Genomic DNA, 12,405 nt, shown 5'->3' with positions numbered 1-12,405 from the left:
TATGTTCCATTTCTCAAGTTTAGCCCTGTCTCAAGTTGAGACAGCTTGAGGGTACTGATCCGCGTGCATACTGCAAAATAGTCTGCTACTCGGAGGCGCTTTGGATTTAGGACGTTGGTTGAGGGTTCTTTTCCTGAATCGGCGGATAAACCGGGATGATCACGATAAACTCTGTGCCTACGCCCACTTCCGAGCGGGCCTGAATTTCGCCCCCGTGGTTCTGAACAATACCATAAGAGATGCTCAAACCCAGTCCCGTCCCCTGACCGACCCCCTTGGTGGTGAAGAACGGGTCGAAGATCTTTTCCAGAACATCGGCGGACATGCCTTTACCGCTGTCTTGAATTGAGACTTGCACCCAGCCCCGTTTGTCCTTGGAGCCCTTGTAGTCCTTCAAGGCCGAAGTGGAAATCCAGATGTGACCGCTGCCTTCAATCGCCTGAACCGCATTGGACAGAATGTTCATGAACACCTGATTCACCTGGCTGGCATAACAGTGGATCAAAGGAGTAGGTTCATACTGACGATGAATCTCGATGCGGTTTTTGATTTCACCCTGCAACAGATTCAAAGTTGTATCCAGGCTTTGATGAACGTCGATTTCCTGAAGCTTTGCCTCTTCCAGACGAGAGAAATTGCGCAGACCCAGAACGATGTCACGCGTACGACGAGCCCCATCCTGACAAGACGCCACCAGTTTCGGCAGATCCTTCACGATATAGTCAAATTCGTACTCTTCTTTCAGGGCCGGAAGTTTCGGCGGATCTTTCTCGGCAACCTTGGCAAGCTCGATCAGTTTTTCAGAATATTCCTTCAGATGGGTCATGTTGCTGTAGATAAACCCAATCGGATTATTCAGCTCGTGCGCCACACCCGCCACCAACTGCCCCAGACTGACCATTTTGGCAGAGTGAACAAGCTTAGTCTGAGTGTCTTTCAGCTCTTTGTTGGCCGCTTCAAGTTCCGTGATCTTCTTGCGAAGATCCGAACGGGCCACCCAGATTTTTTTGCTCATTTCATTGAAGGACTCTGTCAAAAGACCGATCTCGGTGTCATTTTTCACCGGGATGGTGACAGCCTGTTCCTGGGATTCAAAGGACTGCAGGGCATCGACCAGTTCGTAAAGTGGTTTCAGAACCCAGCTTGAGGTCACCAGAATTGTCAGAATCAACAGGACAATAACCGCACCGACGACGCTGATAAAGGCATAGTTGACGTTCTTAAGAACGGCCTTGGCTTCGCTCTTGGAAGCACCTAGCGCCACATAGAACTTTGTGATGCCCCAATTCAGCGGATAGATCAAAAAACCATAGGGAGTGCTGCGCACATTCAGATCAAAGAAGGGTTCCGCCCCCGGGCGGAAGTAAGGACGGAAAAAGTCTTTTTTATAGAGATAGAAATCCGGATGACTGGCAACGATCGCCTGCCCGTTGTCCGAGAAAAAGATCAGCTCCAGCTTCAGGCGGCTTTTGATCTTGGACACAAAGGCTTTGTTCAGGTCCATCACCTGTTCCATGTAACCCACAACGCGGCCACCGGCCCCGGTGATTTTGGAGATCAGGATCAGATTTACTTTTTGTTTGTCACCGAATTCAGCCAAAGAGATTTCACGCTGATCTTTAACCTGCGCCATATATTTCGCAGACAGAAAAACCGCATCCTGCACGGGAACAAAGCTGCGCACGTTCTCTTTTTCGTCTTTGAAAACCGAGGCCAGCATGCGGCCTTCGCGATTAAAGAAAGTCAGACTGGAAATATTGTCAGCCTTGATCCATTGGGAGGAGATATTGCGGATGGTGCCACTGTCCCCTTCCGCCATGTGATACACAAGGCTTGGATCGCGCACATAGCGGTCGCGTTTTTGCTGAATGCTGGTCAGAAGATCCGCCAGGATCAGCTCCACTTCCCGGGCATTGCCGCTCAAGCGCTGGGACAGCTCATGATCGATGGCTTTTTCGTATTTGATCATGGAATAACCGGTAACGAACGCCAGTGGCACGACTGAAAACAGGACGAACCAGATGATCAGGATCGTGCGCAGGGATCGTTTGGGTTTCTTCCGGAGTGTTTTCACTTTTTGGATTCATCCAAAGTGAAGATCAGACGAATGATTCCGTCTGGCATCACACGAGGGTGTTTTTCTTTGGAAAATTTGGTCTTCCCATAAGTGCCCAGATAGTTCATCAGGTCCTGATACTTCGCTTCAGGAATTGTAAGGTGATAATACATGGATGTCGGAGTTTTCTTCCAACCCAGCTCCACGGAACCGGCCTTACGACCACCCAGTTCAAGGATCTTGTCATTGATCTTAGGGCCAATGCTTTCAATGTTAGTCGCAGAGATTTCACCACGATAAAGGAACCCACCGGAGGCCGCCGCAGGTGCGGTTTCTGCGGGTTTATCCGGCTTTACTGCCACCGCAGCCGGTGCCGCTGGTGTCGGTGTCGCTGAAGCCACCGGAGCCGGAGTGGCTGCCGCAGGTGTATCCGGAGTCTTCGCTGTCACAGCTGGAGCCGTCTCTTTAGCCCCTTCATCCACGAATTCCGGAGTTTCCTGCACCACCGTGGCGGTTTCAGTTTTGGAAACCTCCGCCAGAATCACTTCTTTGGATCCAGTCAGACTGCCCAACTGCATGACTTTCTGCCATGGAGTCACGGACAGCAAAGTCACAATCACCCCGACAACAACCAGGGCTTCGAGGCCCCATTTAAGACCTTGAGGCCATTTGTCGAAGTTGGATTTTTGCATCAGGACTGTGAGATAGCTGGAAGGGGCATTGATTTGCGAAATAATCGGTTCAGACACACGCGTGTCCGCCAGCAACTCGGCGTACTTCTGGCCATTTTCGATTTTTCCCAGATCCAACTGGGCATCACGCGAAAATTTAACATGATCTTCAACTGCAGAACGGCGTTCGGGATCCAGAGTCCCCGTCAAATAGTCATAAAGCAGCTCATGCCCGATGAACGGAGAAATCTCTCTTTTGTTTTTTTTGGAGAGCTGAACTTTATTTTCCTGCTGAGCCATGCTTTAGTTTACTCACACCTTGGGTCATGCTTCCCAGTTTGCGCAAAGCCCGGCCCAATCGATATCGAATGGTGCCTTCGGTGATGCCCAAACCGGCCGAAATATCATCGTCACTTATCTTCAGGATTTTAGACCAAATAACAGTCAATAGCTCGTCTTCTGAGGCGGATTTTTGAAATTCACGCCATGGGCCCAGATCGACGGCATCCGGGATCAGCCAGCCGGATTCCACCGTGGTGTTGGGACGCCCGCGGGAAACACGCACTTTAAACTTGTCCCAGACCGTTTTGGTCGCGGCAACAATGGCGACAGAATTTTTTAAATCAGGATTTCGCGCCTTGCGAGCCCGACAAAGGGCCAGCGCTTGGGATGAAGCCTCTATCGCTTTTTGATCATCAAGCAGGGCAAAATAGAAAAACAAAGCGATAGATTGTACGTCAGCTTCGGTCATAGCACCTTTAAGTCCATTCGTGCGTTCGAGGGCATCCGTTTGTGGATGCCCTTACTATACTAATCGACTGTAAGCTGTCTGAGAAGGTCAAGCTGGTCGAGAACTTTACCGGAACCCATCACCACGCAGGAAAGTGGGTCTTCCGCGATAGAAACCGGCAGTCCAGTTCTTTCTCTCAGAAGCACGTCCAGGTTCGCCAGCAAAGCGCCCCCGCCCGTCAGAACGATCCCGTTGTCCACGATATCAGAAGCCAGTTCCGGTGGAGTTTTTTCCAGAGCGGTACGAACTGCATCCACCACTTCAGACAAAGGATCCATCAAAGCATCGTTCACTTGAGAAGAAGTGATTTCGATGGTTTTTGGAGCACCGGCCACAAGGTCACGGCCTTTGATCTCCATGGATTTTTCTTCTTCAAACGGATAAGCGTTACCGATTTGGATTTTGATGTTTTCTGCGGTTCTTTCACCGATCAGAAGGTTGAACTGACGACGAACATAGTTCACGATCGCCTCGTCAAACTTGTCACCGGCAACTTTGATGGATTTGCAGTAAACAATACCACCCAAAGAAATCACCGCCACACCCGTAGTACCACCGCCCATGTCGACAACCATGTTGCCGGATGGTTCAGTGATCGGAAGGCCGGCACCGATCGCCGCTGCCATTGGTTCCTCGATCAGATAAACCTCACGAGCCCCTGCGGATTGAGCCGCCTCTTTCACCGCACGTTTTTCAACCTGAGTGATTCCGTAAGGAACGCAGATGATGATACGAGGACGGATGAAGGATTTTTTCTCGCCAAGGGATTTGCCGATGAAGTACTTCAGCATGGACTGGGTGACTTCGAAGTCAGCGATAACACCATCTTTGATCGGGCGGATCGCCACGATGCTGCCAGGTGTACGTCCCAACATGTCTTTGGCTTCTTTACCTACGGCAAGAACGCGGTTTTGCATCCCACGATAATTCTTTTGGACCGCAACCACGGAAGGTTCATCAAGGATGATTCCGCGGCCTTTTACGTAAACAAGTGTGTTGGCGGTGCCAAGGTCAATGGCGATGTCGTTAGAAAAATAATCTTGAACTTTGTCAAAAAAACTCATGCTGAATCTCACTTCAGTGTAATATTCATCGGGCTTTAAACAGTTCAAGTCTAGGTTCTATAAAAACCGGAGTCAATACTGATATTTAGGCCTTTTTTGAGTTTATTTTGACGCAGGTGCACACTGGATCGTAAGGTCGGTGCCCGTCAACTGACCACGGAAGCGGACCTCCAAACCTTCATTCAAGGTTGTTTCAGCCACCATGGTTTTGTCGATATCCAGATCCACCGCCTCAACGGCAATGCGCTCGTCTTGCCCGCCAGCAGCGGGTTTCAGACGCAGGGTGATTCTTTCCGTTGAACGACCGCGGAAGATCTCACGCTCCACCTTATTGGCGACATCCCACACGATCTCTTCATCACGGCGGGTTTCCTTTCGGCCGGACTCAGAGTGAGTCAGGGAGCACTTCACACGGCGCAAATCAGCTTTGGTGCGCTTGAAAGACTTGTCCGACAGACAAACCGCTTCCACTTCTTTTTGAATTTCCAGATTGGTGACCTTCAGGCTGATCTGTGAGCCCAGGCCCGAACGCACGGAAAACTTGCTGTCCCCGCGCTGCTGGTGCAGCTGGATTTCACCCAAAGCGGAGCGGCCCGCCTGAGCTGGCGTCAACAACAGACGACCCTTCCCGTAAGAATCAACCAGACTCCCCAGAATGTCGTAGCCCTGATCGTTCTTCCCGCTCCAGAACATATCGCGATAAATCTGACGTCTTTGCGGATTGAACGGATTCATGTTCTGCAGGAACGTACGATCCTTCAAATCCATCCCATTCACCACGCAACGAGCGGTGCTCATCGCCGGCAAAGTTCCCGGGCTGCTGACTTGAGTGTTGGTGGTGCACATGCGGTTGTAAGTTTCCACGCGCATTTCGCGGGCACAATTGTTATTCAAAGCATCGTTCAACAAAGCATCGCAATAAGCATTTTTAGAAGTCAGCTTCTGACGGCCTGTCGTGCAGCCATTGAATTTATATTCGTAGGTGAATTCACCCTGAACATCGACCGGCGTGGGAGTGGTCGTCGTTGTTGTGGCTGGGACCGGGGCCGCACCGCCGCCGCCTCCTCCGCCATTGGAGCAGGCTGCCACAGACAGAGCCAAAACAGACAGGGCAAGTTGCAGATGAATGCGCATGCTATACCTCCACATACGGTCAACACCGCCTTTACTTCAAAGACCCTGCCAACGCCGTAATGCAACTGTTAGGCGCCCGGAGATTCATTCTGATCAACTCCCTGACAGGTGTGACAATTTGAGACACTTTTCCGCCAGATTTCGCGAAATGCCAGTGATCCTCGGCTAAACACGACGAAACATCAGCCGATAAGTGTAGTAGATGAACGTAACGGCACTATCGATACTCCTTATCACGGGTCTGGTCTCGGGTTGCACCCTCGTGGGCAATCTTACGGACTATAATTCCCTGACGCCGCCGGTTCTGACAGACAGTAACGGAAGCAAAATTGAATCTCTGATCATCAATTCATCTGACAGCCTTTCACACTACAATTTGCGCGGGGAATGCTATTACCCGAATCAGAAAATTGACGTCATCATCCAACCCAGCTTAAACAGCCTGTCGACGATGGAGCCAAAAACCTTCAGCACTGTCTGCCAGGACGGATCCTTCAGTCTGGATGTAAACACTCAAGGCTGGCCGGATGCGGAATACACGGTGAAGCTGGAAGTCACTTCCCTTGCCGGGGTTAAATCCTCCAACGAAACCGCTGTCACGAAAGACATCATCGCACCGAACGTGGGTTTCTCTTCACCGCTCCCGGCTGAGGTTGGCAATGCGCTGATTGTCGCCCTGCCGGTGGATGGCACCTGCGAAAGCGCTGATGGACCCGTGACAATTCTTTCCCAGGGCGTGACGCTTGCGACTTTCACCTGCAGCAACGGCACTTTCAGTGGTCCGGTGATTGTAGGTGCACTCAACGATGGCGCAACCATTTTGCAGGTTTCACAAACGGACAGTGCCGGAAACACTGGCACTGCAAATAGCACTACTTTTAACAAGGACTCTTTGGCGCCACTGCAGCCGGTGACTTTCGGCTCTTTAGGCAACGCCCTTTCCAACAACGATGCGGATCGCTCTGTCACGGTGACGGTGCCTGCCGATGCCACTCAGTATCACTATGTGATCGTGAAGGACACCGACTGCAGCAACCAGTGGGCGGCATTGATGGCCACCACTCCGGTTCCCGCGGGGACTCCGGCGACTTTCAGTTTTGCTGGTGATGGTGAATATCGCCTTTGTTTCATTGCCGGGGACCAAGCCGACAACTGGCAGCCGGACACTGCGATCATCGAGTCGGGTTCTGTCATCATCGACACTGTCGGACCTGCGCTGAATATCACAAGCCCGCTTGCCGGCAGCAAACACAAATCCGCCGTCACCGTGTCTGGCACTTGTGAGGCCGGGGCGTCTCTGAATCTTTCTGGTGACTACTCCACGTCCCCATCCGCTGCAACCTGCAGCGTTGGTGGAACCTTCAGCTTTAACATCACGCTGACAGCGACTGATGGCTTGAAGAACTTCACCCTGTCCTCCACTGATGGAGCTGGCAACACCACCAACCACAACGCATATTCTTTAATTCGTGATAATGCGATCGTGGCTCCATCCGTGACTTTAAACACCGCCACCGTAACCAACAATCCAGAAGCCAAGTTCACTGTGAACGATTGCAGTGATGCGACTTTCATTCTCATGAAAGAAGTCAATGCACCGCCGGCCCTGGGGGACTCGGGCTGGATTGCCTGCTCGACTGTGGCACAGAATTATTCTTTTGATCTGAGCGCCAATGGTGACCAACAGGGCCTTCGTAACGTGCGTTTCTATGCCCGCGATGAAGCGGGGAATGTTTCAACGGCCACGGTCTTTACAATCACTTACGACAGCAAAGCCCCGATTCTGACTTTGGACCCCGTGCCGACTCTGGCTATCAATGTCAGCTATCCATTTGTGGTGTATGTCACCGAAGCCACTGTCACTGCCGCCGCGACCCTTCACCTTGATTACTCTACCGATGGTGGCACCACGTGGAATGTGGCCACCAGCCGCGCTTTGGGTCTTGCGGGCCCGATGAACAACAAGTCCTTCACTGTCGACTGGACACCAAATGCCTATAACACCGATGTCCAGGTTCGCGCCCGCCTGACCGACAGCCATGGGCTGACCGGGACCGGCGTCAGTAATGCTTTTGATGTGATTCTGGACACCATCAAGCCGGTGATCACTGCGGGCGAGATGAAGATCAACGGACAGCTGGATCCGGATGACACGGTTCGCTCCTATGTGACGGTCAGCCTGAAAGCCACCGATGCCGAAACGGCGATCACCAAATTCTGCCTCAAGACGGCCAACAGTGCGCCCAATGCAGCTGACACCTGCTGGGTCAGTGTGAAAGCCCCAAAACCAGGTCTTGCCGAACTGCCTGCTTTGACGCTGGTTGATTTCGACTTTTTCCTGGGAATCAATTTTGGCATCTATAACGTTTACGCCTGGGTCATGGATGTTGGTGGGAACATCAGTACCAATTCTGCCACTCTAGAAAAAGATTATAACACCATCAATTACGTCAACGACCCGCCGCCGGTGGTGGCAAACTTCCTGACAGTGAATTCAGCCACCCCGAACAATCCGCCGAATACTTTTGATATGAACTTTGCCAACGGCGCCGCCGCTCACATCAGCTGGCAAGCCAGTGACAATGGCACGATCGCGAAAGTCGAACTGTTTTATGCCCTCGACGGCCAGCCGTTCACTTTAATCTCAGATACGCTGGCGAACAACTCCAGCAACTCGACGGCGTGTGGTTATTCAGCTCCGCGCACAGGTTGTTATCTGTGGAACTCGACTGTCCCCAATGACACTTTCTTTAAGTTGCAGATTCGCGTGACTGACAACAACGGGCAAACCTCTCAAGTCACCAGCCCCCCGCTGAACAGCGGAGCCTACAATCTGATCGCCGGGAATCAGGACCCGGGGCATGACGGCAATGCCAAGAGCACCGTGTTTAACACCAACGTGAACACGGACACAGCTCCGGGGACGGTGCTGGTCACTACCGATGGAAAAATCTTCTTCAATGATTCCTCGTACGGCATCATTTATATCGATCCGACCACCAACAACTCGAAGGTTCTTTTGCGTCTGGCAAAAGAAAATGAAACTGCTTTTGGTGATGGCATCCCGGTGGAGCAAGCCCGCGCCAAAGCGATCTTGCGTACAGCGCTGGATTATCAGAACCGCATTCTGGTCTATGACCGCGAGATGATCCGTCGGATCGACACCAATGTCACCCCGATGACAATTGAGACCCTGATTGGGGCGGACCCGGCAGGAAATCTTGGAACCGACGCGGCTGACACTGTCGCCGATCCACGCGATTTGAAAATCAATATTATAAAAACCGCGTCTGTCGACGAAACCTGGTCGATTCGCCGCCGCTCCCCATTTATCCCTATGCCCAATGGGGACCTGTACTTTATTTCTGAAAAGCCCGGCACTGCCAAGGACAATGGCGGACGCATACGACTTTACAAGGGCTCCCTGGCCGTGCCTCGCGTGGAAAGCGTGCGGTTCTCTGGGGCGGGTGTTTTGGGTCAGCCTGCGTGGGACTTGAACACAATGCCTTACTCATTCTTCAGCTTAAGATTTGACCCTGCGACCAGTGCGATTCAGAAAGCCTACGTTCAGGCGGTCTACAGTGTGCCGGGCAACTCCTATGGACCCATGACAGAGCTGGATCCGGTCACCCTCGTTGGCAATGGCGTGTTCCCGAATCATCCGTTTGGAAACTCTTCACTGACCTATTACGAAGTTCAGGGCATGGACGGCCGCGTGTACCGCGCCAACCGCGCCACCGAAAACAGCGTATCCCAGCTTCAGGATGACGGAACCTGGGTGCGGGTTCTGGGAACCGGCGCTCAGGGCGAATGCGCCGATGGCACGGATGCGACCTCGTGTGCGGTGGCGCTGGATGATGTGTTTGTGGATCGTTATGGGCGCATGTTCTTCTCGGCTCGCGGAATTATCAAGACCGTTGTGAACGGAAAAGTCTATACCCTGTTCGGTCAGCGCAAAGACGCTGGCGACGGCGGCTCTGGATTTGACATGCGTCTGGCGTCGGTCACTTACATTGATCACAGCGTGGGTGATGGTGTGATGTTGCTGGATCACCAGCAGAACAAACTGCGAGAGGTGTTCCCGGGCTCTTCTCCGGAAGTCCGACTTGTGGCCGGCGACGGAGCTAACAATGGAGTCAATTTCGGCATCGCCGCCAATCTGCAGTCCATTCTTTTGGGGAACTGGTGGGACCCCAACCAGTTCGCCACCAATCCTGCCAATGGCGATGTCTACATGAACTGCGCCAACAACAGAGTGCTGACCACTCCTCCAAGCACTTACACAGTTTATCACAGCATCTGCCGTCTGAATCGCGCCACCGGGATGTGGGAGCAGATACTGAATGGCGAAGGCGCCACACCAAGCTACACTCAAACTTCGATCAACCACGGTGACCTGCTGCTGGCCGGATATTCACCCGAGATCGTGGCCTACAAAGCCGGCGATCTTTTGATGAACAATCTTTACTGGAACGGAACGGCCCACCATAATGCCACCTTCCGTCTAATCACCCCGACCACCACTCATCACGTGGGGGGCCGTACTAGCGTGGATTCTGATTCCGACGACTGTCCCGATGGACTTTCCACAGACTGCTCTTTGGGTGTTGCCGGGGTTCACCGGGTGGCTGCGCCCGTTTATTTTGATCAGCTCAGCGGCTGGATGTACACTCCGCCTGTTAATGTTTCGATCCTGACGGCAAAGATGCATGTGCTGTATTCAGGCAATGTTAAAACCCTGCTGACTTTGCCACAGATACCAAACGCTTATGCATATGATTCCGCGGGATCTGCGATTTACTACTGTGGAAATGTTGATAAGAAACTATATAAGGTTGCGATACACAATGCCGGGGACCTGGGAAATACCGCCGTCTGGCCATTGGCTTCAGGGACTCACTTTACCGTCACCGAGCTTCCGATGCCGACGGACTCGATAACATGTCAGGGCCGCCGCATTCTGATCAAAGCCGCTTCCGGACCAAAACCAAAACGTCTGGTCTTTATGGCCATGCAAAACGGGTTGCCGGCCGTCTCAGAATACTTCCTGCCTTAGAAGTGTTTCTTCCATTCCACTTCACGGGCCATGTACTCGGTCAGCATGTGCATTTCTTCCTTCAGACGGGCTTCGTTCCATCCCAGCTTTTCCTGGAAGACCTTGCCGATTTCCTCCATGTGTTTCACACCGTGATTGCGATCGGCCAGGAATAAAGGAACCCGGCGCGCAAAGAAGTCACGCATATGCAGACACATCGTTGAATCAATGGCCTGAGCCGCCTCCAGCTGCCAGTAGGTCATGTCAGCGGAATACTTGTTCAGGATCTCTTCGCCTTCCATGCCATAACGCTCAGCCAGCAAACGCATGTCCTCCACAGAGTGTCCCGTTTCACGAGCCCATAGATCCGCCTGAACCTTGGCCTGTTGGAAGGCGTCGATGCTGGTGTACGGATTCAATGGCTTGACGGTATCGGATTTGCCCCAGGTCACACGCTCTTCAAACGTAAAGAATTTCAACGCTGCCTTCACGGTTTGTTCGCACATCAGGCGATAGGTGGTGTACTTTCCGCCGGCAACAAAAGTGATTCCGCGGTCGTCGGACAAAATCGTGTGCTCGCGGCTGGTTTTGCCTTCGCTGCTGGAGCCATCCGCCACCAAGGGGCGAACACCCGCATAGCTGGCGATGATATCGTGAGCGGTCAGGTTGGCGCCCGGGAAATAGTGATCTGTGATAGAAAGCAGATACTTCACATCCTCCGGCGTGGTTGTCACGTTTTCCGGAGATTCCTTAAAGTCGGTGTCAGTGGTTCCAATTATGATCATCTCATGACGGGGAATCCCGAACACGATGCGATCACTTTTTTCCGCGCCCATCACCACCGCGCTGGTCAATGGCAGACGGTGCTTGGGCAATGTCAGGTGAATGCCTTTGGTCGGACGAAGAATTTTCTTCCAGTCCTTAAAAATGTTTTCACCCAATTCATCGGTCCACGGACCCACACTGCTGATCACGTGACGGGCTTTGATCGTGAATTTTTCTTTAGAGTGCTGATCTTCACACTTCACGGCCTGAATTTTTCCATCCGGACCGAAAGTCACCCCGGTGGCTTTCACATAGTTCACACAAAGCGCACCGTTTTCATTGGCCGATCTCATGGTTTCATGAACCAGACGATCATCGTCCATGTAGGCGTCGGAATAAATGTAGGAACCCAGCAAATTATTGGGACGAATCGCCGGCATGCGTTCCATCGAGGCTTGGGCATCCAGTCGCTCATGCATCTCTGGAGCCTGGAACAATGACAGCGCATCATAAAGCCACATGCCAAGACCCATCTTCCCCATGCCCACGCGGCTTTCCTGATAAAGCGGAATCATAAAACGCAGTGGATGCACCAGATGCGGGGCCATTTCAAACAGGCGGCCTCGTTCATTCAGGGCCTCGAAAACAAGTTTGAATTCCATGTTTTCCAGATAACGAATGCCACCGTGAATAAGCTTTGAGGATTTCGACGACGTGCCAGAGGCAAAGTCACGGGCTTCGATCAAAGCCACTCGCATACCGCGTGCCGAAGCATCCCGCGCCACACCCGCCCCGTTGATTCCTCCCCCGATTATCACGAGATCAAAATCCTGGGATTTCATCTTGTTGATATTTTGAATTCTGTTTGCGAAGGAGAAATTCTTCATGGC

7 protein-coding genes are annotated in these 12,405 nt (G+C 52.3%); 1 reads left to right on the top strand and 6 read right to left on the bottom strand.

Features of this window, described 5'->3' with window-relative positions:
• Positions 1 to 106: 106 nt before the first annotated feature.
• The 5 genes from BD_RS00990 to BD_RS00970 all read right to left on the bottom strand — a co-directional run bounded on the left by BD_RS00990 (position 107) and on the right by BD_RS00970 (position 5,715).
• Positions 107 to 2,074 carry a HAMP domain-containing sensor histidine kinase gene (locus tag BD_RS00990; protein ID WP_011162818.1) on the bottom strand — a complete coding sequence of 656 codons (1,968 nt, stop codon included), beginning with the start codon at positions 2,072 to 2,074 and terminating at the stop codon, positions 107 to 109.
• A complete protein-coding gene (locus tag BD_RS00985; RefSeq protein WP_080558970.1) occupies positions 2,071 to 3,027 on the bottom strand; it encodes a zf-HC2 domain-containing protein in 957 nt (318 codons plus the stop codon). Before BD_RS00985 ends, BD_RS00990 begins: the two co-directional genes overlap by 4 nt.
• Positions 3,008 to 3,478 carry a helix-turn-helix domain-containing protein gene (locus BD_RS00980; protein ID WP_011162816.1) on the bottom strand — a complete coding sequence of 157 codons (471 nt, stop codon included), beginning with the start codon at positions 3,476 to 3,478 and terminating at the stop codon, positions 3,008 to 3,010. Before BD_RS00980 ends, BD_RS00985 begins: the two co-directional genes overlap by 20 nt.
• Positions 3,479 to 3,537: 59 nt before the next feature.
• Positions 3,538 to 4,581 (bottom strand): rod shape-determining protein, encoded by a 1,044-nt coding sequence (locus BD_RS00975; protein WP_015089392.1) that lies wholly within the window; start codon positions 4,579 to 4,581, stop codon positions 3,538 to 3,540.
• A gap of 102 nt (positions 4,582 to 4,683) precedes the next feature.
• Entirely contained in the window at positions 4,684 to 5,715 is a 1,032-nt protein-coding gene (locus tag BD_RS00970; RefSeq protein ID WP_144313891.1) for a hypothetical protein, read from the bottom strand.
• 202 nt (positions 5,716 to 5,917) lie between these two features.
• Between BD_RS00970 and BD_RS00965 the strand changes: the two genes are divergently transcribed.
• On the top strand, positions 5,918 to 10,771 hold the full coding sequence (locus tag BD_RS00965) for a hemagglutinin/hemolysin-related protein (protein ID WP_011162813.1): 4,854 nt from the start codon (positions 5,918 to 5,920) through the stop codon (positions 10,769 to 10,771).
• On the opposite strand, the gene BD_RS00960 is transcribed toward BD_RS00965, so the two are convergent.
• Complete coding sequence (locus tag BD_RS00960) at positions 10,768 to 12,402, bottom strand: glycerol-3-phosphate dehydrogenase/oxidase (protein ID WP_011162812.1); 1,635 nt, start codon at positions 12,400 to 12,402, stop codon at positions 10,768 to 10,770. The genes BD_RS00965 and BD_RS00960 overlap by 4 nt on opposite strands.
• Between the last annotated feature and the right edge of the window lie 3 nt (positions 12,403 to 12,405).

The sequence above is a fragment of the Bdellovibrio bacteriovorus HD100 genome (assembly GCF_000196175.1).
GTDB classification, from domain to species: domain Bacteria; phylum Bdellovibrionota; class Bdellovibrionia; order Bdellovibrionales; family Bdellovibrionaceae; genus Bdellovibrio; species Bdellovibrio bacteriovorus.
Note: the sequence above shows the minus strand (reverse complement) of the source record. Positions and strands in the feature narration are given on the sequence as shown.